Below are 20,410 nucleotides of genomic sequence, written 5' to 3' on the forward strand. Positions count from 1 at the left end.
GGAAGCCATGTCCTCGACCGTCCCCGACGCCGCCGGCGCACCCGCCGCGGAGCCGAGCGCGGCGAGCCTGCGCACCTTCGGCTGGATCCTCGTCAACACCGCGGTCGCGAACGTGACGACGAGCTTCCTCTGGTTCGCGCTGACCTTCTGGGTGTACCTCGAGACGCGCTCGGTGCTCGCCACCGGGATCATCGGCGGCGCGTACATGCTGCTCGTCGCGGTCTTCGCGATGGCCTTCGGCACGATCGTCGACCGGCACCGCAAGCATCGGGTGATGGTGTTCGCCGGGGCGGTGACGCTGGTGTCGTTCGGCGTCGCCGGCGGCCTGTACCTCGCGCTGCCGGAGGCGGCGCTGCTGGACTTCGGCGGGCCCTGGTTCTGGGTCTTCTCCGGCACGGTCCTCTTCGGCGCGGTGATCGAGAACATGCGGAACATCGCCCTGTCGACGACGGTGACGCTGATGGTGCCGGTGGAGCGCCACGCGAACGCGAACGGCCTGGTCGGCACGGTGCAGGGGCTCGCGTTCGTGGTGACGAGCGTGTTCAGCGGGCTGTCGATCGGCCTGCTCGGCATGGGCTGGACGCTGCTGATCGCGATCGGCGTCTCCGCCGCGGCGCTCGTGCACCTGCTGTTCCTGCGGATCGCCGAGGCGATCCCCGCGGCGGCCGGCTCGCGGGCCCCGCTGATCGATCTGCGAGGGAGCATCACGGCGGTGCGCGAGGCGACCGGGCTCTTCGCGCTGATCGTCTTCTCGACCTTCAACAACCTGATCGGCGGCGTGTACCTGGCGCTGATGGATCCCTACGGGCTCGAGCTGTTCCCGGTGGAGCTGTGGGGCGTCGTGCTCGGCGTGACCGCGACGGGCTTCATCATCGGCGGGCTGCTGGTCGCGAAGCTCGGTCTCGGCCGGAACCCGATCCGGACGATGCTGCTGCTGGTCATGGCGATGGGCGTGATCGGCGCGGTCTTCACCCTCCGCGACTGGTGGTGGCTGTACGCCGGCGGCATCTGGGTCTACATGACGCTGATCCCGGCGGTCGAGGCGGCGGAGCAGACCGTCGTGCAGAAGGTCGTCCCGTTCGAGACCCAGGGACGCGTCTTCGGCTTCGCGGCGGCGCTGGAGTCGGCGGCGGCGCCGATCACCGCGTTCCTGATCGCGCCGATCGCGGAGTTCGCGCTGATCCCGTACATGGAGTCGGCCGACGGGCGGGCGGCGTACGGCTGGCTGCTCGGCGACGGGGTCGGGCGGGGGATCGCGCTCGTGTTCCTGATCGGCGGGGCGGTCATGGTGGTCGCGGCCGGCGCCGCGATGCTCACCCGCTCGTACCGCACGATCTCGGCGCAGTACCTGCGCGCGGAGCCGCCGGAGACCGGCGCCCTTCCGGGACCGCCGTCGGTCGACCTCGAGCCCGCGCTGGGGGAGAGCTCGGTCGACCAGCAGCGCTGACGGCCGGCGTGAGAAGAGGGTCCCTCCGCTGACGGGGAAGGCCGGGCGGTGTCGGCTGATGATGGGCGCGGCCCTGTCCCGAGCGAGGTGGATCTCAAGACGCCCGCTTCGAGGGCTACGCGATCAGCATGCTGCGGACGCCCTGCGGGCGCTGCTTGTTCAGCGCGCTTCGGTCGGTGTGCTGCCGTGGGGCGCCCCCCTCATGCTGGTCGAGTAGCGGCGCAGCCGCGTATCGAGACCCGGCGTCCCCAGCGCAGTGGACGCCGAGGACGACAGCGCGGGAGCCGCTCAGACGCCCCGCGGCGTCTTGTCGCGCAGCGACCACACCGCCGCGCTCACGGCGAGGAGCACGAGCGCTCCGACGCCGAGGGCGCTTGCGCTCAGCGGCACGCCGAGGTCGCCGACGGCCCGCGGCTGGAACCCGCCGTGGAAGACGAGCCACGGCGCCGCGACGCTCGGCACGAGGTTCCGCGGGTCCCACGGCCCCAGAATCGGCAGCAGGTAGTAGGCCAGGGCGAAGACGGTGAGCGAGAAGGCGCGCTCCCGTGTCAGCGTCGCGACGAGGAAGCCCAGCGCCCCGAACGCGACCCCGATCAGCGCGAAGGCGGCCGCCACTGCGCCGATCGCCGCGGGATCCGCGGACAGCGGCGCCGACGATCCGTCGACGGGGAACGGCCTCAGCTGCGCGGTGATGAGCCCGGCGACGGCCGCCGTCAGCACGAGCGCCGCGCCGAAGGCCAGGACGGCCACGACGAGGAGCGTCGCTTTCGCCGCGACGAAGGTGCGCGCCCGGCGGACCTGCGGCCATCGCACGATGATCGACCCGCCGCGGAGATCCGTGGTCGCCGCGAAGAGCCCCGTCGCGTAGCCGAGGAGCGGGGTCACGAGGAACACCGCGAGGCTCAGCCCCGTGCCGACCGCACCGAGCGGAGTCAGCGCCGCCGAGGCCGCCGTCGCCGCCTCGAAGTCGTAGCGCAGCGGATTGTCGATCTCCGTCCGCCCGTCCTCGTCCGTGGTCACGCTCACGGGCTCCGCCAGTGCCTCCTCGACGGAGTGCCCGGCCGAGCGGTACTCCGCGGCGGTCCTCTCGAACAGCGCCGCCGTCGACCGCGCGTTGCCGACGTCGGTCACCGCGCTCCAGACCGCGAAGACGGCGCCCGCGAGCAGGACGACGAGGAGGAGCCGGGAGGCGACCGCGCCGCGCAGCTCCCTCCGGACCTCGCCGCCCAGGGACCTCATCGCTCCTCGTCCGTCCTCTGCATCCGTCTTCTCCTCGTCGAAGTAGGACCGCCCGGTGATCTCGCCTCATCGACATGGTCTTCTGTGTATGGCCATAAGCGTCCCCCAAGCCATCAGGGTCGACAAGGGCGTGACGCGGAACGAGGGGCCGCAGCCGCGCCGCGTCGCGTCAGCGGCTCAGGGTGCGAGGGAGCAGCTGCAGGTTTGACTCGCCGTGCCCGGAGGGGCGGATCTCGATACGCGCCCTGCGGGCGCTACTCGATCAGCATGCTGCGGCCGGCGGGCTGCCGGCGGGCTGCCGTGGGGCGGCCGGCGGGCTGCCGTGGGGCGGAGCGGGCCGTTCATGCTGGTCGAGTAGCGGCGCAGCCGCGTATCGAGACCCCACGTCTCCAGGCCAGTGGATCTCGATACGCCCTCTGCGAGGGCTACTCGATCAGCATGGCTCTGCCGGCCCGGCATCGCAGGGCGGCGCCTCCTCCATGCTGGTCGAGCAGCGGCGCAGCCGCGTATCGAGACCCGCCGCCCCCGGCGCCGCTACAGTGACCGGCATGACCCCCTCGCGCGTCCTCGCTCCGGAGCCTCCCGCCGACGGCTCGAAGCCGAAGGGACCCGCGTCGTACTTCCCGAGCATCGAGACCACCTACGGCCGTCCCGTTCAGGAGTGGCTCGACCTGGTGAACGAGCGGCTCGACTCCGAGACGCACATGCAGGTCGTCTCCTGGCTGAAGACCGAGCACGGTCTCGGCCACGGGCACGCGAACGCGGTCGTCGCCTACGTCAAGGCGGCCCGCGCCTGACCGTGGCCCCGTCTGCACCCGATCCGGCTGCTGCTCTGCCGCCGAAGTCGCGCACAACATCAGCTGAGACGGGGGTCCCTCCTCTGACAGGGGAGGCCCTGTGCTCTCAGCTGATGTTGTGCGCCGGAGGAGATGCCGTCGCCGGTGAGAGGTCCTCGAACGGCCGAGGCGTCCCGTGCAACGGGCGGCCTCGGCTCCTCGGAGACGTCTCGCGGACGGCCCAGCACGGGCCGGTCAGCGGCCGGCGCGGCCGAACTCGAGGAGCTTCGCGAAGAGGTCCTCGAGGAGCCAGCGGGTGTCGAAGGACTCGCAGACGCGGATCGGGTGCGGGCCGACGCCGGGCTGGAGGTCACCGGTGGCGGTGAAGCGCGGGGCGGGGACGGCGCGCCAGCGGCCGCCGGCGGGGTTCATCACGGCGCCGATCGCGGGGCTGTCGCCGAGGGAGCGGAAGTCGAGCGGGCCGTAGGGGATCGTCGCGTTGAAGGCGATCAGCTGGTCGACGAGGTAGTCGCCGAGCGGGCTCGTGCCGCCCAGCCGCGTGCGCAGCTCGGCGTGGCCGACGCCGACCATCGTGTAGACGGGCATCGGGATCTGCCAGACGGCGACTCCGGAGGCGAGCACGGCGTTCGCGGCGGCGACGTCGTTGATCAGGTTGAACTCCGGGTGGTACGCGGCGATGCCCTCGTAGGGCGGGCCGCCCACCCAGACCACGACGACGTCGCGCTCGGCGATCGACGGCTCCGCCAGCAGCGCCGCGGCGACGTCGGTGAGCGGGCCGAGCACGGCGATCCACAGCCGGCCCTCGCCGTGCAGCGCCTCCTCGACGATCACGCGCGAGCCCTCGGACGCCACGGACTCCGCGGAACCGCCGGCGACCAGCGCCGCGGACGCCCCGTCCACGACCCGCACGTCGGCCCCGGCGAGGGCGACCACGCGATCGATCTCCGCGCGCGACTCCCGCAGGCTGCCGGGCCGGCCGAAGTGCGCCGCCACGAGCGCCCGGACGTCGAGCGTCGCGCTCAGCAGCGCCTGCACGATCGCGAACTGGTCGTCCGCCTCGTTCGCGGCGTCGGTGCTGACGATCACGCGATGCGGCGGCGGCATCATGCCGACTCCCGCTGCACGAGCGTCGTCGCGAGGATCGGCTGCCGGTCGACCTCGCGGCCCGCCACCACGGCCACCACGGTCTCCGCGGCGACGCGCCCCATGTCCTCCAGCGGCTGGCGGATCGTGGTCAGCGTCGGGTCCGAGGTGGTCGCGATGACCACGTCGTCGAAGCCCACGACCGAGATGTCGGCGGGCACGCGCCGGCCGGAGGCCTGCAGCACGCGGATCGCGCCGTTGGCCATCAGGTCGGAGGAGGCGAAGACGCCGTCGAGGTCGGGGTGGCGCTGCAGCAGCCGCGCCATCGCGGCCGAGCCGCTCTCGAGGGTGAACTCGCCGTGCACGATCGGGCTGTGATCCAGCCCCAGCTCGGTCAGCTCGTCGCGCCAGCCGCGGATGCGGTCGCGGGCCGGCTCCATGTCGTGCGGGCCGGCGATGATGCCGAGCCGGCGCCGGCCGGAGTCGGCGAGCGCGCGGGCGGCGAGCCGGCCGCCGCCGTAGTTGTCGGAGTCGATCACGATGGCGTCCTCGGCCAGCGCGACCCGCGGCCGGCCGACCCAGGCGATCGGCACGGGGGAGTCGGCGAGCGCCTGCGCGAGGTGCGTGATCTCGTGCTGCAGGATCACGATCGCCCCGTCGACCGCGCGCGAGCGGAGGAACTTGGGGATGCGGTCGCCGTCGTCGTGGTCCGCGGGCAGCAGCACCGGCTGCACCTCGGCGGCGTAGAGCCCCTTCGCGGCGCCCTTGAGCACCGAGGTGAAGAACGTGCCGGTGAGGCTGTCGAGCTCGTTGAAGGCGACGATCAGCGCGATCGCGCCGGAGCGGCCGCCGCGCAGCATCCGCGCGGCGCTGTTGGCCTCGTAGCCGAGCTGCTTCGCGGCGTGCTCGACGGCGGCCGACATGCGGACGTCGACGTTCGTGCCGCCCGCGAGAACCCGGGCGGCGGTGGCGCGGGACACGCCCGCGGCCCGTGCGACGTCCACGAGCGTGGGTCGGGTCATGGCTGCATCCTTCTGAACGAGGAGGGGAGCCGGCCGGGGCGCCGGATGCTCGATCTCCAGAGTCCCACGGGGACGCCTCCCCCGGGGCCGTAGCGGTCCGATTTGCGAAACTTCTTACAGATACTAGGGGAGATCGATATCTCATGCTGCGATAACGACTCCGAGATCGCGCTTGCACGAGGGGGAAAGGCCAGCTACCTTGGCGTCCAAGAGATCGTTCTCTTGCTCCCGGTCTCCTCCAGCGAGACCCCCCGCGAATCCCCGACGAAGAGGAACAATCGTGAAAAGAAGACTGACGGCCGTGGCCGCAGCAGCCGCCGCCGTGGCCCTCGCCCTCACCGGATGCTCGTCCGGAAGCGGTGGCGGCGCGTCCGACGACCCGAACGCCGAGGCGACCTTCTGGTCCTTCACCGGCATCAACGCCAAGGACAGCGTCGACGAGTACCTCGCGAAGATGCCCGACGCGAAGATCAAGCTCTCCGAGGTCGGCAGCACCACCGAGACCGCGACCGCCCTCACCGCGGCGCTGGCCGGCGGCAAGGTGCCCGACCTGGTCATGATCCAGAACGACGACCTGCCCCAGTTCGTCGCCAACAGCTCGAACTTCCTCGACCTGCGCACCCTCGGCGGCGACGACGTGGCCTCGGCCTACCTCCCGTGGGCCGCCTCCGCGGCGACCGCCGACGACGGCTCCGTCGTGGGCGTGCCCACCGACGTCGGCGGACTCGGCTTCGCCTACCGCGCCGACCTCTTCGAGGCCGCCGGTCTGCCGACCGACCCGGCCGAGGTCGCCGCGATGTGGAAGGACTGGCCGTCCTTCATCGCCATGGGCGAGAAGTACACCGAGGCCACCGGCAAGCTGTTCGTCGACAACATCGAGACCAGCGTCTTCTTCTCGACCGTCAACCAGGTCTCCGAGAAGTACTACTCGCCCGACGGCGAGCTCGTCTACGACACCAACCCGCAGGTGAAGGACGCGTTCCAGGTCGCCGTGGACGCCAAGGACGCCGGCATCAGCGCCGGCATCGCCGCCTGGTCCTCGGGCTGGGCTCCCGGCCGCGCCAACGGCGCCTTCGCCGTGACCATCGCGCCGTCGTGGATCCTCGCCGGCATCAAGACCGACGCCCCCGACACCGCCGGGAACTGGCGCGTCACGAGCGTCCCCGGCGTCGGCGGCAACTGGGGCGGCAGCGTCATCGCCATCCCGGCCCGCGCCGAGCACCCCGAGGCCGCCTGGCAGTACATCAAGACCATGATGTCCGCCGAGGGCCAGACCGACCACTTCGCGGCCTCGGGCACCCTGCCCGCCGCCACCGAGGCGGTCGCGAGCGACGAGGTCCGCAACTACACCGACCCGTTCTTCGGCGACTCGAAGATCGGCGAGGTCATGGCCACCTCGGTCGAGCAGTTCCCCTCGTTCTACAACGGTCCCGACACGACGCCGATCAACGGCGCCCTGCTGAACACCCTCGTCGAGCTGGAGGCGGGCAACGTCACCTCCGACAAGGCGTGGTCGACGGCCCTCGACACGGCCAAGCAGGCCATCGGCGGCTGATCGCCCCACCCACCCGAGCGGCCCGGCGCCTCGCGCGCCGGGCCGCCCCTTCGACGGAGGTAACCCACGTGTCAACGGCGACAGCCATACGTCCCCCCAGGCAGCGCAAGCAGCCCAGCGTCCCGGTCCAGAAGGCCGCGAAGATCCGCAACTCCCTCTCGGAGCGGATCGCCCCCTACGCGTACGTCGCGCCCTTCTTCCTCATCTTCATCGTGTTCGGGCTCTTCCCGCTGCTCTTCACGTTCTACGTCTCGCTCTTCGACTGGAACCCGATCGGCGAGCAGACCTTCGTCGGCCTCGCGAACTTCCAGCAGCTCTTCGCGGACAGCCGGTTCTGGAACGCCCTGGTCAACACCTTCGGCATCTTCATCATCTCGACGGTGCCGCAGCTGCTCTTCGCGCTCTTCCTGGCGCACCTGCTCAACCACGCGCGACTGCGCTGGGCGAACTTCTGGCGCATGGCGCTGCTGGTGCCCTACATCACCTCCGTCGCGGCGACCGCGATCGTCTTCGCGCAGATCTTCGACAAGAACTTCGGCCTGATCAACTGGTTCCTCGGCATCTTCGGACTGCCCTCGATCAACTTCCTGGCCACCAACTACGGCTCCTGGATCGTCATCTCGACGATGGTCTTCTGGCGCTGGTTCGGCTACAACACGCTCCTCTACCTGGCGGGGCTCCAGTCGCTCCCGCGCGAGATGTTCGAGGCCGCCTCGGTCGACGGCGCCTCCAGCTGGCAGCAGTTCCGCCACCTCACCATCCCGGCGCTGCGCCCGATCATCGTCTTCACCGTGATCATGTCGACCATCGGCGGTCTGCAGATCTTCACGGAGGCGCTCCTGGTGTCTCCCGAATCGGGCCTCACCTGCGGCGCCGGCCGGCAGTGCCAGACGCTCGCGCTGTTCCTCTACGAGCAGGGCTTCGGCCAGTTCAAGTTCGGCTACGGCTCCGCCATCGGCGTCGTGCTGTTCGTGATCGTCGTGGTCGTCTCGCTGATCAACTTCTACCTGTCCACCCGCACCCGGAAGGCGGCCGTCTGATGTCCGATGTGATCGATCAGGCCCTCCCGCAGGCCCGGGCCGTCGCCACCGGCGACACCCCGAAGGTGCTGCCGAAGCGCCGCGGCAAGGGCGGCGGGGTCGGCTGGCCGACGTACGTCTTCCTCGTCGTCGCCGTGCTCGTCTCGGTGTTCCCCCTCTACTACATGTTCGTCATCGCGTCGGTCGGAGCGACCGCCGTCACGTCGATCCCGCCGCGCCTGTACCCGGGCACGAACTTCTTCGCCATCGCGGAGAAGGTGTTCGACACCGTCCCGTTCATCGCGTCGCTCTTCAACTCGCTGATCGTGTCGCTGAGCATCGCGGTCCTCTCCGCGATCCTCTGCGCGATGGCCGGCTTCGCCTTCGCGAAGCTGCAGTTCCCGGGCCGCAACGTGCTGTTCCTGATCGTGCTGCTGACCATGACGGTGCCGGCGCAGCTGAGCATCATCCCGCAGTACCTGATCGTCTCGGCCCTCGACTGGGTCGACACCCTCCAGGCGATCATCGTCCCGGGTCTGGCCAGCGCCTTCGGCATCTTCTGGATGCGCCAGCACATGTCCACGACGGTCAGCGACGAGCTGATCCAGGCGGCCCGCATCGACGGCGCCAACTCCTGGCAGCTGTTCTGGCGGATCGCCTTCCCGGTGGTCCGCCCTGCGGCGTTCGTGCTCGGGCTGATCACGTTCACCGCGGTCTGGAACGACTTCATGTGGCCGTTCATCGTGCTGAAGTCGCCGGAGCTGTTCACGGTGCAGATCGCGCTGAAGCAGCTGCAGGCCAACCGCTCGATCGACGTCGCCCTGGCGATGGGCGGGTCGTTCATGGCCACGCTGCCGCTGCTGATCGCGTTCTTCTTCGTCGGCCGCCGCATGGTGTCCGGGATCATGGACGGAGCGTTCAAGGGCTGATGCACGACGCCTCCACCACTCTCGTCCCCTCCGACCGCACCGACGAGACCGGGGATCGGAGCGGTGGTCGCGACTGGCGGGACCGCTCCCTCTCCGCGAGCGAGCGGGCCCGTCTCCTCACCGCCGAGCTCACGCTCGAGGAGAAGGCGGCCCAGCTCGGCTCCGTCTGGCTCACCGACTCCGCCGACGACTTCGCCCCGAAGCTCGAGGGCGGCCCCGAGACCGCTGCCGACCCGTTCGACGGCGGTCTCGGCCAGCTCACCCGCGTCTTCGGCACCGAGCCCGTCTCGGTGCCGGAGGGCGTGCGCCGGCTCCGCGAGCTGCAGGAGCGGGTCGTCGGCTCGCAGCGCCTGGGCATCCCGGCGATCGCGCACGAGGAGTGCCTGACCGGGCTCGCCGCGTACGGCGCGACCGCGTTCCCCACGCCGCTCGCCTGGGCGGCCACCTTCGACGAGGACCTCGTCGGCGAGATGGCCGAGGCGATCGGCTCCGACATGCGCGCCCTCGGCATCCACCAGGGGCTCGCGCCGGTGGTGGACGTCGTGAAGGACTACCGCTGGGGCCGCGTCGAGGAGACCCTCGGCGAGGACCCGTACCTGGTCTCGCAGCTCGGCACCGCGTACGTCGCGGGGCTCGAGTCGGCGGGGATCATCGCGACGCTCAAGCACTTCGCCGGCTACGCGGCCTCCCGCGGCGCCCGCAACCACGCTCCGGTGAGCATGGGGCCGCGCGAGATCGCGGACACCGTGCTGCCGCCGTTCGAGGCCGCGCTGCGGCACGGCGGCGCGCGCAGCGTGATGACCTCGTACACCGACATCGACGGCGTGCCCAGCAGCGCGAGCCGGCACCTGCTGACCACGATCCTGCGGGAGAAGTGGGGCTTCGAGGGCACGGTCGTCGCCGACTACTGGGCCGTGCCGTTCCTCCAGGCGATGCACCACGTCGCGGTCGACACCGCCGACGCGGGGCGGCTGGCGATCCGCGCCGGCGTGGACGTCGAGCTGCCGCAGACCGCGGCGTACGGCGAGCTGCCGCGGCTCATCCGCGAGGGGGTCGTCGACGAGCGCGACCTCGATCGCTCCGTCGAGCGGCACCTCCGGCACAAGTTCGAGGCCGGGCTGCTCGACGGCGGGCCGCTGGTGCCCGAGGGCGCCGAGTCGGTGGACCTCGACAGCGCGCGCAACCGGGCGATCTCGCTCCGGATCGCGGAGGAGTCGGTCGTGCTGCTGCGCGACGAGGACATGATCGGGCTGCTCGCCTCCGGCACGGTCGCGGTGGTCGGTCCGGCGGCGGACCAGTTCCGCAGCCTGGTCGGCTGCTACGCCTTCCCGAACCACGTGCTCTCCAAGCACCCGGGGCACGACCTCGGGATCGAGATCCCGACCGTGCTCACCGCCCTGCGCGCCGAGCTCGGCGAGGAGCGGGTGCGCTTCGCGGCCGGCGGATCGATCACCTCCGCGGACACCTCCGCGATCGCCGAGGCCGTCGCCGTGGCGCGCTCGAGCGACGCAGCCGTGGTCGTCGTCGGCGACGTGGCCGGGCTGTTCGGCGACGGGACCTCGGGCGAGGGCTGCGACGCGGCCGACCTGCGGCTGCCGGGCGCCCAGGACGAGCTGGTCTCGGCGGTCCTCGCGACCGGCGTGCCGACCGTGCTGGTCGTGCTCTCGGGCCGGCCTTACGCGCTCGGCGCGTACGGCTCGGCGCGCGGGGTCGTGCAGGCGTTCTTCCCCGGAGCGGACGGGGCGGCCGCGGTCGCCGGCGTGCTCTCGGGACGGGTCTCGCCGACCGGGCGCCTGCCCGTGCAGATCCCGCGGCTCCCCTCGGCGTCGACGACGTACCTGCAGCCGTCGCTCGGGCTCTCGAACCCGGGCATCACTGCGCTCGACAACACGCCGCTGCACCCGTTCGGCTTCGGGCTGACGCGGGGCGACATCTCCTACGAGGCGCTGTCCGCACCGGCGGTGCTGGCGGTGGACGGGGCGCTCGACGCCGCGGTCACCATCCGCAACAGCGGCGAGGACACCGTCGAGGTCGTGCAGCTGTACGCCGCCTACCCGACCTCGCCCGTCGTGCGGCCGGCCGCGCAGCTGCTCGGCTACGCGCGCGTGCCGATCGCCGCGGGGGAGTCGCTGACCGTGCACTTCCACGTCGAGGCGGCGCGGCTCGCGGCGACCGGCGAGGACGGCGCGCTCAGCGTGGACCCGGGCCCGCTGCGCCTGATCGCCGGCCCGTCGGCCGCCGACGCCGCGCAGACCGCCGACGTCGCGCTGACGGGCGCGCGCCGCGTGCTCGCCGAGCGCGCCCTCCGCACCCCCTGGTCGGTGACCCGCGGCTGACCCGCCGCCTGCTGGCCGAGCAGCCACTGAGCGGCGGCCGCACATGCTGGTCGAGCAGCCCCGCAGGGGCGTATCGAGACCCACCCTCCTGGTGACGGCGGATCTCGATACGCGCCCTGCGGGCGCTACTCGATCAGCATGGGGCGCAAGGGGCCTGCGCCCGCCGCCCCGCGCGCCTACCGTGAACGGCAGCACCCCCGGCGCGAGGACGCGCGCGGGGCCGGACTTCTCGAGGAGAGACATGCCTGCACTGACCGACACCTTCACCCTGTCCAACGGGGTCGAGATCCCGAAGATCGGCTTCGGCACCTGGCAGATCGAGGACGGCGCCGACGCCTACGACGCGGTGACCACGGCGCTCGAGGCCGGCTACCGCCACATCGACACCGCCCGCGGCTACGGCAACGAGGCGAGCGTCGGCCGGGCCCTGCGCGACAGCAGGATCCCCCGCGACGAGGTCTTCATCACCACGAAGCTGCCCGCCGAGGTCAAGGACCACGCCGGCGCGAAGGACAGCTTCGAGACGACGATGGCGGCGCTCGAGCTCGAGCACGTCGACCTGTACCTGATCCACGCCCCGTGGCCGTGGTCGGACATGGGCTCGGACCACCGCGACGGCAACATCGCGGCCTGGAAGGCGATGGAGGAGATCTACGACTCCGGCCGCGCCCGCGCCATCGGCGTCTCCAACTTCTCCGTCGACGACCTGGAGTCGCTGATCGCGGCGACCGACGTGAAGCCGCACGCCAACCAGATCCGCTGGTTCGTCGGCAACACCCAGGACGAGACGACCGACTACTGCCGCGCCAACGGCATCCTCGTCGAGGGCTACTCGCCGCTGGCGACCGGCGGCCTGCTCGAGAACTCGGACCTCGCCGACATCGCGAAGGCGAACGGCGTCTCCGTCGCGCAGCTCTGCATCCGCTACCTGCTCGAGAAGGACGTCCTGCCCCTGCCGAAGTCGACCACCCCCGCGCGCATCCGCGAGAACGCCCGGGTCGACTTCCCCCTCTCGGCCGACGACGTCGCCCGCCTCGACGCCCTCACCGACACGGAGTCCTGACCCGCCCCCAGAACGCGAAAGTTGCGGTAGTCGCGCCCGACTACCGCAACTTCTGCGCACTCGCGGCAGCACGCTGGTCGAGTAGCCGCGGAGCGGCGTATCGAGACCCACGTGTTCGAAGTCGCCCGACGTCGATCCTCGCCAAGATCACGTGCGCTTGTTCGAAGCGGTGACGCCGTCGTCATCACGAGCCGAGTCCTGATACTCGAGGGAGACGGTGATACCGAGCTCATGCATGATGCGGAACAGTCTTCGCGCGTAGAGCGTCGGCTGCCCGGTCTCCAGGTTCACGACGTACTCGCGTGACAGGCCGATCCGTTCCGCGAGCTCGGTCTGACTCAGGCCGGACTCCTCGCGTACAGCGCGGACGATCGAGGCGAGGTCGCTCGCCTTGCGAGCCTTGATGATCGGCACTGCTCCTCCTGAAGGCTCGAGTGCGACTCGGGTCACACCTCGACTGTGGGTATTTCCTCACAATACGCCCCAGTGAGGAAAAATGCACAGCCGTGCTTTGTGTGGAAATCCTCATACCGTGGTTGTGCGAGGACTTTCCGGCGTGAGGTCGCTCTCGATCCGTGCTCTTCGGGTGCTGGTCGAATCATCAGGGAGTGCGCGCGAGCTGCCAGGGAGGTCGTGGAGCCGCGCAGCGGCGCCCTGCTCCTGCGGGGTGGAACAGCCGCGGAGCGGCCCTCTCACGCCGGTCCAGCAGCCGCGGAGCGGCTCCCTCTCATGCCGGAAACGCAGCCGCGGAGCGGCTTCCTTCTTGTTGGTCGAGTAGCCGCGGAGCGGCGTATCGAGACCTCGCGTGCTTGCGGCGGTGGATCTCGAGACGCGCCCTGCGGGCGCTACTCGATCAGCATGAAGGGGCGCGGCGGGTCAGGCGAAGCGGAGCAGGTGCGCGCCGTGGGGCTCGAGGGTCAGGGTGACCGCGCCGTCGGCGACGGGGAGGGGCTCGCCCGTCCAGGCGTCGACGGGGGTGCCGGTGCAGCCGAGGTCGGCGAGGTGCGCGGAGTACTCGCGCGGGGAGTCGCCGAGCCAGAAGACGCCGCGCCACTGCACGTCGCCCTGCCAGGCGCTCCAGACGACGAGGTCGCCGTCGCGGACGATCTCGCGGCTGCCCTCGCTGGACAGCAGGGCCAGCACGTCGTCGTTCGTCAGCAGCGCGAGCGTCTCGGGCGGGGTGTCCGGGAGGTGCCCGCCCATCATCAGCGGCGACCGCAGCAGGCACCAGAGCGTCACGAGCGTGCGCTGCTCGGCGGGGGTGAACCGCGACAGGCGGTCCTCGCCCACGTGCGCCCGCACGCCGATCCGGCCCAGCGGCAGCATGTCGGCGTCGGCCCACGCGCCCGGGCGCTGGTGCGGCGCCCAGCGCGCGGCGCGCTGGAACTGCTCCTGCAGGTGCGCCCAGTCGTCCCAGAAGTCGTCCGAGATCCGCCACATCTGCGCGGTGTCGCGGAGCAGGTCCAGGTTCTCCAGCGAGAGCTGCTTGCCCGGCGAGAGGCTCAGCACCATCGGCCGGCCGGTCGCGTCGATCGCGCGGGAGAGCGCGGCGATCTCGTCGGCCTGGATCGGCGGGTAGAGCACGTCGTCGAGCTTGACGAAGTCGACGCCCCACGACGCCAGCTGCGCCATCACCGAGTCGTAGTACTGCTGCGCGCCCGGCACCGTCATGTCCACGCCGTAGTCGTCCGGGTTCCACGGGCAGACGTTCCCGCGGTCGGCGATGTCGGCGCAGGTCGCGTCGGAGCCGAGCACCGGCAGCCCGAGCTCGGCGGCCCGGCGGGGCACGCCGCGCATCAGGTGCACGCCGAAGCGCAGCCCGAGGGCGTGCACGCGCGCGGCGAGCGCGGTGAAGCCTCCGGTCGCCGCGGAGGGGAAGCGCCCCACCGCGGGCTGCGGCCGGCCCCAGTCGTCCAGGACCGGCTCCGACACCTCCTGGTAGTCGCTCGTGCCGGGGTCCGGCTCGTACCACTGGATGTCGACGACGACCGTGTCCCAGCCGTGCGGGAGCAGGTGCTCGGCGAGGTACTCGGCGTTGGCGAGCACCTCGTCCTCGGTGACGGAGGAGCCGAAGCAGTCCCAGCTGTTCCAGCCCATGGGCGGGCGGCGGGCGGCCTCGGTTCGCGTTGCGATCATGCGTCCGACCCTGCCACGAGCGAGCCCGCCGCGTCCCCGGCCAGCTCCAGCGACACCGTCGCGAAGGAGTGCGGCGGCAGCGTCACCCGCAGCCCCGTCGCCGTGGTCTCCAGCCCTTCGAGCGGGACCGGGCTGACCGCGTCGGCGTCGCCCGGCCGGTTGTGCGCCTGGGGCGAGTCGGCGGTGAGGAGCCGCCCCGTCGCTCCGGTCACGGAACCGCCGCGGAAGGACAGCTCGATCTCCAGCGGCTCGTCGAGGTCGACGTTGGTCATCGAGACCAGCACGCGCCCGTCCTTCACCGAGGCGGAGGCGGAGGCCAGCGCGATCTCGCGCCCGTCGACCGCGTGGGTCGGCCCGGCGACCGTGGTCGGCAGCACCGTCGCGTCCTGGTGGCCCTTGTTCATCTCGAACACGTGGTAGGTGGGCGTCCGCACCATCTCGCCGCCATCGGGGTCGGTGAGCAGCATCGCCTGCAGCACGTTGACGGTCTGCGCGATGTTCGCCATCGAGAGCCGGTCGGCGAAGGCGTGGAAGACGTCGAAGTGGATTCCCGCGACCATCGCGTCGCGGATGGTGTTCTGCTGGAAGAGGAAGCCCGGGTGCGTGCCCGGCTCGACGTCCCACCAGGTGCCCCATTCGTCGAGCACCATCCCGTACTTCTTCTCGGGGTCGTGCACGTCCATCACGGCGGCGTGCGAGCGCAGCAGCTCCTCGATGCCCTGCGCGGCGACGATCGTGCTCCAGTAGGTGTCCGCGTCGAAGTCGGTGGCGCTGCCCTTCGCGTGCCAGCTGCCGCCGATCGTGTAGTAGTGCACCGAGACCGACTCCCACGGCACGGAGGAGAAGGGGTGCCCCTCGATCTCGGGGATCACCTCCATCAGCGTCTGCGTCCAGTGCGTGTCCGCGCCGTCGGCGCCGGCCGCGATGCGGTGCAGCGGCACGTCGTTGCCGCTCTGCACGAAGGTGCCGAACTGGCGGGCGAGGTCGGCGTAGGCGCCGGCGCGCATGTTGCCGCCGCAGCCCCAGGTCTCGTTGCCGAGGCCCCAGTAGCGGACGGTCCACGGCTCCTCGCGGCCGTGCGAGCGGCGGAGGTCGGCCATCGGCGACTTCCCGGAGCCGGTGAGGTACTCGACCCAGTCGGCCATCTCCTGCACGGTGCCGGAGCCGATGTTGCCGGAGATGTAGGCGTCGGCGCCGAGCAGCTCGCAGAGCGCCATGAACTCGTGGGTGCCGAAGGAGTTGTCCTCGGCGACCCCGCCCCACTGGGTGTTGATCAGGCCGGGGCGCTCCTCGCGCGGACCGATGCCGTTGGTCCAGTGGTAGCGGTCGGCGAAGCAGCCGCCCGGCCAGCGGAGGTTGGGGATGTCGAGGGCGCGCAGGGCCTCGACGACGTCCAGGCGGATCCCGCCGGCGTTCGGGACGGGCGAGTCCTCGCCGACCCAGAAGCCGTCGTAGATGCAGCGGCCGAGGTGCTCGGCGAAGTGGCCGTAGACGTGCTTGCTGATGGTGGCGCCGGGCCGGTCGAGGTCGACGGTGACGGTGGTGTTCACGGGGTGCTCCAGGGTGGTGGCGGGCGAGTCGGCAGTGGTCGGGGCGGCGGCGCTCACGCGTCGGCGCTCATGCGTCGACGCGGACGAGCCGCAGGACGATCGCGCGGTCGGCGTGGAAGGTCGGCAGGTCCAGGCCCGCCTCGCCCAGCAGGCTCCCCGAGTAGGCGGGGGCCGGGGCGTCGGAGTCGAGCGGCACGGTCGCCTCCAGCCAGCGCGGGCTCTGCCAGGGCGGGCCGAGCGAGCCGGGGCGCGCGGCCTCGACGCGGTAGCGGGCCCGCGGATCCAGGCCCGGGAGGCGGACGCGGCGGCGCGAGTCCGCCGTCAGCGCGGGCGTGACCAGCGTGTAGAGCGCCTCGGAGCCGTCGGTCGCGACGACGCCGCGCAGCGACGGCGCGTCGGGATCGGAGTCTCCGCTCCCGACGACCCGCCCGGTGGCGATCAGCCCGCGGTGCTCGCGGTACGCCGCGATCCAGCCGGCCAGCACCGGCTCCTCCTCGGCGTCCAGCTCGCGGAGGTCCCACTCGATGCCGAAGTGGCCGAGGAAGGCGATCGCGCAGCGGGTGTGCAGGTCGCTGGTGCGGCCGGTGACGGAGTTGACCGGCGAGGCGACGTGCGAGCCGAGCATCTCCGGCGGCACGAGCAGCCCGGTCCAGCGCAGCATCCGCGAGCGGTCCAGCGGGTCCTGGTTGTCGGAGGTGTGCACGCGGTCGGTGCGCTCGAGGATCCCGAGGTCGACGCGGCCGCCGCCGGAGGCGCAGCTCTCGATCTCGAGCTCGGGGTGCCGCTCGCGCAGCTCGTCGATCAGCCGGTAGAGCGCGAGCGTCTGCTCGTGCACGGCGGCGGTGCCGGTGGCGGGGTGGCCGGCGTCGATCAGATCGCGGTTGTGATCCCACTTCAGGTACGCGACGCCGAGGTCGGCGACCAGCCCGTCGAGCACGCCGAGGATGTGCGCGAACGCGTCCGGATTCGTCAGGTCGAGCACCTGCTGGAACCGGAAGCGCGGCGGCAGCTCCTCGCGGGCGCGCAGGATCCAGTCGGGGTGCGCGCGGGCGAGGTCGGAGTCCTCGTTGATCATCTCGGGCTCGACCCAGAGGCCGAACTCCATGTCCCGGCCGCGGACGTGCTCGGCCAGGGGGAGGAGGCCGTCCGGCCAGGAGACGGGGTCGGGCGTCCAGTCGCCGAGGCCCGCGCGGTCGTCGCTGCGGCCGAGGAACCAGCCGTCGTCGAGCACGTAGCGCTCGACCCCGAGGGCGGCGGCTCGGTCGGCCAGCTCGGCGAGGGTCGCGAAGTCCTGCTCGAAGTAGACCGCCTCCCAGACGTTGAGGGTGACCGGGCGCGGGCGGCGCGAGGAGCGCGAGACTCCGCGGAGGTAGGCGTGGTAGCGGGCCGCTGCGGCGTCGAGGCCGTGGCCGAAGCTGCCGGAGATCCAGGGGGAGGAGTAGCTCTCGCCGCTCGCCAGGCGGACCTCGCCGGGCAGGAGCAGCTCGCCGCCGCGGAAGGCGAGCCAGCCGTCGCCGCGCTCGACGGCGTGCTCGTGGTTGCCGCCGATGCCGACGTGGCAGAGCCAGACCTTGCCGTCGGCCGCGTCGAAGCCGGGGGTGCCGATCGCGACGACCGTCGTCGCGTCCAGGCCCGTGCGGCCGCGCCGCGAGGAGCGCGAGTGGCTGCCGGTGACGACGGGGTGGCGCTGCGGGATCTTCTCGGTGCCCCAGCGGCCGGAGAAGTCCAGGATCTCGCGGGCCTCGGTGGGGATCCGCAGGGCGGGGTCGGCGCCGATCACCTCGAGGTGCCCGGCGCCGTCGTTGCGGACGGAGACGCGCGTCCGGAGCAGTCCGGCGGGCGAGAGAACGATCTCCAGCACGACCCCGATTCCGGCCTGCGCGTCGTGCGCCTCGACCGTCACGGCGGCGCTGCCGGGCTGCGCGACGGCGCCCTCCGCAAGGGCCTCGCCGGCCACCGAGACGGCGTCCACGGTGAGCCGCGGCGACCAGCCGGCGCCCTCGCGGTGCACGCGGAGACCCGGCAGACCGGCCCAGCCGAAGGAGTGCTCGGGGAGGATCCCGGGCTCGTAGGGCACGTCGGAACCGCCGTCCATCCCCGTCCTCACGGGGGTGGTTGCGAAACCGGCGAGGTCGTCGTCGCTCGCCTCGATCCGCGGACCCCAGTGCAGCAGGACGGGCAGGTCGCCTCCCGACTGAGTGAGGAGGGCGGACACGTCATCGGCGACGAGATGGATCACTCTCGGGGATTGCATGATGACATTCCTACCGTCGATCCTGGTCTGAGTACAGTGAGAGATCGATCTCGACCGCCGGCGATCCCGTCGTCGTCCCGCTCACTGCAGATCCACCCCGCTTCGATCCACCCACCCCGATCACTCACCGCCGAGGAGCACCCATGCCGCTGACCCACCCGGCCCCGCACGAGTCCCGCCTGGAGCGCGGGGTGCTCGACGCCCGGCGGCGGCTCAACCGCGACTACCTGCTCTCGCTGACCGACGAGGGGCTGCTGCAGAACTTCCGCATCGAGGCCGGGATCGGCGACCAGGGCTGGCACCTGCACCCGTCCCAGGAGTCGCGCGAGTCCCGTGGTCTCGACCGGCACTGGGGCTGGGAGACGCCCGGCTCGCAGCTGCGCGGCCACTTCCTCGGCCACTGGCTCTCGGCAGCGGCGCGCGAGGTCGCGGTCACCGGCGACCCGCTGCTGCGCGTCCGGATCGACTCCGTGCTCGACGGCCTCGAGCGCTGCCAGGAGGAGAACGGCGGCGGCTGGATCTGGGCGATCCCGCGCGGCTACCTCGACCGCCTGGCGACCGGCCGCCCGATCTGGGCGCCGCAGTACGCGATGCACAAGCTGCTGATGGGCCTGGTCGACCTGCACCTCGACCTCGGCGACGAGCGGGCGCTGCGGATGGCGCGGGCGGCGACGACCCCGCTGCTGGAGTGGGTCCGCGGCTTCGACGACGACGCGTTCCAGGAGATCCTCGAGGTCGAGACCGGCGGCATGCTCGAGGTCTGGGCCGACCTCCTCGCGATCACCGGCGACCCCGTCTACGCCGAGCTGCTCGAGCGCTACGACCGCCGCTCGCTCTTCGAGGGCCTGCTCGCGGGCCGCGACGTGCTCACCAACATGCACGCCAACACCACGATCCCCGAGGTGCTCGGCGCCGCCCGCGCCTACGAGGTCACCGGCGACGAGCGCTGGCGGCGGATCGTCGAGGCCTACTGGGAGCAGGCGGTCGTCCACCGCGGCACCTTCTGCACCGGCGGCCAGACCTCGGGCGAGATCTGGACGCCGCCGTTCGAGTTCGCCGCCCGCCGCGGCGAGAAGACGCAGGAGCACTGCACGGTCTACAACATGATCCGGCTGGCCGACGTGCTGCTGCGCTGGACCGGCGACCTCGCCTACGCCGACTACATCGAGCGGAACCTCTGGAACGGCCTGCTCGCCCAGCAGAACCCGAGGACCGGGATGGTCGCCTACTTCCTGCCGCTGGAGGGCGGCGCCCGCAAGGACTGGGGCAGCCCGACCGAGGACTTCTGGTGCTGCCACGGCACGCTGGTGCAGGCGCACACCCGCCACTCCGGTCTCGTCTTCTACCGCGGCGGCGACGCCGAGCTGACGATCGCGCAGCACGTCGACGCGAGCGTCCGCATGGCGACCGCGGCGGGCGAGGTGGCCGTGCGGGTCGAGGTGCTCGACAACGCCGGCTACGTGGGCCCGGACGCGAACGCGGGAGCCGCGGGCGACGCGCACCGGCCCTCCGCCTCGCGGATCCGCATCGATGTGGAGTCGGCGGAGGGGGTCGCGCTGCAGGTGCGGATCCGGGTGCCGGAGTGGACCGTCGGCGAGCCGGGCGTCGCGGGTGACTCCGCGCGAGTCGAGCGCCTCGAAGGCGAGCTCCTGCTGACGCACCCCGGCGGCCGCACCGGCGTCGACCTCGCCTTCGGCACCGAGATCCGCGCCGTGCCGATCCCGGACGAGCCCGGCACCGTCGCGTTCGTCGAGGGGCCGGTCGTGCTGGCCGGCCTCGTCGACCGCGAGGTGAGCCTCCGCGGCCGCCTCGAGGACGCCCCCGCGCTGCTCGCCCCCGACAACGAGCGGCAGTGGACCCAGTGGCTCCGCGGCTACCGCACCCTCGGCCAGCCCGTCGCGATCCGCTTCCGGCCTCTGCACGAGGTCGTCGACGAACCCTTCTCGCTCTACTTCCCGGTCTCGGCCGGGAGCCGATGAA

15 protein-coding genes are annotated in these 20,410 nt (G+C 71.9%); 8 read left to right on the top strand and 7 right to left on the bottom strand.

Features of this window, described 5'->3' with window-relative positions; translation table 11 throughout:
• The first annotated feature begins 7 nt into the window (after positions 1–7).
• Positions 8–1,447 carry an MFS transporter gene (locus tag EDF45_RS13125; RefSeq protein WP_123736342.1) on the top strand — a complete coding sequence of 480 codons (1,440 nt, stop codon included), beginning with the start codon at positions 8–10 and terminating at the stop codon, positions 1,445–1,447.
• Positions 1,448–1,735: 288 nt separating this feature from the next.
• Here EDF45_RS13125 and EDF45_RS13130 read toward each other — a convergent pair whose 3' ends face one another.
• Complete coding sequence (locus EDF45_RS13130; RefSeq protein ID WP_123736341.1) at positions 1,736–2,686, bottom strand: hypothetical protein; 951 nt, start codon at positions 2,684–2,686, stop codon at positions 1,736–1,738.
• A 548-nt stretch (positions 2,687–3,234) separates the two neighbouring features.
• Between EDF45_RS13130 and EDF45_RS13135 the strand changes: the two genes are divergently transcribed.
• A complete protein-coding gene (locus EDF45_RS13135) occupies positions 3,235–3,483 on the top strand; it encodes a DUF4287 domain-containing protein (RefSeq protein WP_123736561.1) in 249 nt (82 codons plus the stop codon).
• 234 nt (positions 3,484–3,717) lie between these two features.
• On the opposite strand, the gene EDF45_RS13140 is transcribed toward EDF45_RS13135, so the two are convergent.
• Positions 3,718–4,569 (bottom strand): nucleoside hydrolase, encoded by an 852-nt coding sequence (locus EDF45_RS13140; RefSeq protein ID WP_221181495.1) that lies wholly within the window; start codon positions 4,567–4,569, stop codon positions 3,718–3,720.
• Positions 4,570–4,586: 17 nt separating this feature from the next.
• The gene (locus tag EDF45_RS13145) at positions 4,587–5,588 is read right to left on the bottom strand and encodes a LacI family DNA-binding transcriptional regulator (protein ID WP_123446870.1); all 1,002 of its coding nucleotides are present in this window, start codon (positions 5,586–5,588) and stop codon (positions 4,587–4,589) included.
• 301 nt (positions 5,589–5,889) lie between these two features.
• Here EDF45_RS13145 and EDF45_RS13150 point away from each other — a divergent pair, with 301 nt between their 5' ends.
• The 5 genes from EDF45_RS13150 (at position 5,890) to EDF45_RS13170 (ending at position 12,490) form a co-directional block, all read left to right on the top strand.
• Positions 5,890–7,143 (top strand): ABC transporter substrate-binding protein, encoded by a 1,254-nt coding sequence (locus EDF45_RS13150; RefSeq protein ID WP_123736340.1) that lies wholly within the window; start codon positions 5,890–5,892, stop codon positions 7,141–7,143.
• Between the two features lie 68 nt (positions 7,144–7,211).
• A complete protein-coding gene (locus EDF45_RS13155) occupies positions 7,212–8,183 on the top strand; it encodes a carbohydrate ABC transporter permease (protein ID WP_221180979.1) in 972 nt (323 codons plus the stop codon).
• Positions 8,183–9,091 (top strand): carbohydrate ABC transporter permease, encoded by a 909-nt coding sequence (locus EDF45_RS13160; RefSeq protein ID WP_123706487.1) that lies wholly within the window; start codon positions 8,183–8,185, stop codon positions 9,089–9,091. The genes EDF45_RS13155 and EDF45_RS13160 overlap by 1 nt, the downstream gene beginning before the upstream one ends.
• Positions 9,091–11,427, top strand: coding sequence for a glycoside hydrolase family 3 N-terminal domain-containing protein (locus EDF45_RS13165; RefSeq protein ID WP_123736339.1), 2,337 nt, complete (start codon positions 9,091–9,093; stop codon positions 11,425–11,427). Before EDF45_RS13160 ends, EDF45_RS13165 begins: the two co-directional genes overlap by 1 nt.
• A 241-nt stretch (positions 11,428–11,668) precedes the next feature.
• A complete protein-coding gene (locus EDF45_RS13170; protein WP_123736338.1) occupies positions 11,669–12,490 on the top strand; it encodes an aldo/keto reductase in 822 nt (273 codons plus the stop codon).
• Between the two features lie 147 nt (positions 12,491–12,637).
• Here the strand turns inward: EDF45_RS13170 and EDF45_RS13175 are convergent, their stop codons facing one another.
• The 4 genes from EDF45_RS13175 to EDF45_RS13185 all read right to left on the bottom strand — a co-directional run bounded on the left by EDF45_RS13175 (position 12,638) and on the right by EDF45_RS13185 (position 18,430).
• Positions 12,638–12,904: a helix-turn-helix domain-containing protein gene (locus tag EDF45_RS13175; RefSeq protein ID WP_185020178.1), complete on the bottom strand. Its 267-nt coding sequence runs from the start codon at positions 12,902–12,904 to the stop codon at positions 12,638–12,640.
• A 462-nt stretch (positions 12,905–13,366) separates the two neighbouring features.
• Positions 13,367–14,626 carry an alpha-galactosidase gene (locus tag EDF45_RS21290; protein ID WP_260312182.1) on the bottom strand — a complete coding sequence of 420 codons (1,260 nt, stop codon included), beginning with the start codon at positions 14,624–14,626 and terminating at the stop codon, positions 13,367–13,369.
• Complete coding sequence (locus EDF45_RS21295) at positions 14,623–16,233, bottom strand: alpha-N-arabinofuranosidase (RefSeq protein ID WP_185020179.1); 1,611 nt, start codon at positions 16,231–16,233, stop codon at positions 14,623–14,625. The genes EDF45_RS21290 and EDF45_RS21295 overlap by 4 nt, the downstream gene beginning before the upstream one ends.
• A gap of 10 nt (positions 16,234–16,243) precedes the next feature.
• Entirely contained in the window at positions 16,244–18,430 is a 2,187-nt protein-coding gene (locus tag EDF45_RS13185; RefSeq protein ID WP_123736336.1) for an alpha-galactosidase, read from the bottom strand.
• A 143-nt stretch (positions 18,431–18,573) separates the two neighbouring features.
• Between EDF45_RS13185 and EDF45_RS13190 the strand changes: the two genes are divergently transcribed.
• Positions 18,574–20,409: a beta-L-arabinofuranosidase domain-containing protein gene (locus tag EDF45_RS13190; protein ID WP_123736335.1), complete on the top strand. Its 1,836-nt coding sequence runs from the start codon at positions 18,574–18,576 to the stop codon at positions 20,407–20,409.
• Position 20,410: the final 1 nt, after the last annotated feature.

The sequence above is a fragment of the Rathayibacter sp. PhB186 genome, from assembly GCF_003751825.1.
In the GTDB taxonomy this organism is placed as follows: domain Bacteria; phylum Actinomycetota; class Actinomycetes; order Actinomycetales; family Microbacteriaceae; genus Rathayibacter; species Rathayibacter festucae.

Bases quoted from the DNA above. Each gene is read 5' to 3' on its own strand.
- EDF45_RS13170 (WP_123736338.1), top strand. From the start codon at position 11,669: ATGCCTGCACTGACCGACACCTTCACCCTGTCCAACGGGGTCGAGATC.
- EDF45_RS13185 (WP_123736336.1), bottom strand. From the start codon at position 18,430: ATGCAATCCCCGAGAGTGATCCATCTCGTCGCCGATGACGTGTCCGCC.
- EDF45_RS13160 (WP_123706487.1), top strand. From the start codon at position 8,183: ATGTCCGATGTGATCGATCAGGCCCTCCCGCAGGCCCGGGCCGTCGCC.
- EDF45_RS13165 (WP_123736339.1), top strand. From the start codon at position 9,091: ATGCACGACGCCTCCACCACTCTCGTCCCCTCCGACCGCACCGACGAG.
- EDF45_RS13190 (WP_123736335.1), top strand. From the start codon at position 18,574: ATGCCGCTGACCCACCCGGCCCCGCACGAGTCCCGCCTGGAGCGCGGG.
- EDF45_RS13130 (WP_123736341.1), bottom strand. From the start codon at position 2,686: ATGAGGTCCCTGGGCGGCGAGGTCCGGAGGGAGCTGCGCGGCGCGGTC.
- EDF45_RS13135 (WP_123736561.1), top strand. From the start codon at position 3,235: ATGACCCCCTCGCGCGTCCTCGCTCCGGAGCCTCCCGCCGACGGCTCG.
- EDF45_RS21290 (WP_260312182.1), bottom strand. From the start codon at position 14,626: ATGATCGCAACGCGAACCGAGGCCGCCCGCCGCCCGCCCATGGGCTGG.
- EDF45_RS13145 (WP_123446870.1), bottom strand. From the start codon at position 5,588: ATGACCCGACCCACGCTCGTGGACGTCGCACGGGCCGCGGGCGTGTCC.
- EDF45_RS13125 (WP_123736342.1), top strand. From the start codon at position 8: ATGTCCTCGACCGTCCCCGACGCCGCCGGCGCACCCGCCGCGGAGCCG.